The sequence below is a fragment of the Vibrio sp. 10N.261.51.A3 genome, assembly GCF_041471965.1.
Classification (GTDB): Bacteria; Pseudomonadota; Gammaproteobacteria; order Enterobacterales; family Vibrionaceae; genus Vibrio; species Vibrio crassostreae_C.
On the sequence record NZ_JBFRPK010000124.1, the window covers coordinates 1 to 694 of the forward strand.

The 694-nt window shown below is 41.6% G+C and carries 1 protein-coding gene; it reads left to right on the top strand.

Features of this window, described 5'->3' with window-relative positions; all coding sequences use genetic code 11:
• The first annotated feature begins 130 nt into the window (after positions 1-130).
• The gene (locus tag AB4371_RS21670) at positions 131-595 is read left to right on the top strand and encodes a hypothetical protein (protein WP_372150652.1); all 465 of its coding nucleotides are present in this window, start codon (positions 131-133) and stop codon (positions 593-595) included.
• Positions 596-694 lie beyond the last annotated feature (99 nt).

Genomic DNA, 694 nt, shown 5'->3' on the forward strand with positions numbered 1-694 from the left:
CTGATTTAGGAAACAAAGCCCAGAGGACTTTCACCTCATTAGTTCATGCCCATGCTGGGCGTACACAAATTAATGCAGCCGACCGCTGACGCGTCGGCTAATTAAAGCGTTATAAGCACAAGGAGAAACAATGAACTTTTGGAGAATGCAGCTTCATCCTGATGATAGCGAGAATGCTGTAGCTCATACGGTTAAATCTCTAGGCCTTGGTTACATAGGGCTTGATTTTGCAAACCCTCCTGGTGACTTGACTGATGTAGATGCTGCTGACATACCAAAAAGTCAAAGAGACTATTGGGATTTTGCCCATCGAATGAAGGTAGGGGATTTCGTACTCATTGTTGCTCACCATTATCCTTGTGCTCTAGTTGAAATTATTGGTGAGTATAACTACATCAGAAAGCCTGAATGCGATCTTGGAGTGTGGTTCCGTCACTTTAGAAAAGTGAAGCCTGTTGGTTTTTACTCTGATTTCGTTACTAACCCAGCCAATTGGCAGAAAACTATAATGACAGATACCATCTCTATTCTTAATAGCACAGATAGTATTAGCTATAAGTTGATGCAGCAGTGGCGTCAACAAATGTGCTTATAACAAGCGCATGCACAGCGACAATTAAAAGTCAGCCTGTTTTTTGCTAAAAATCAAAGAATGCGTACGTAGGGTCAAGTCTTGTCTTTTGCCTTTTTGATG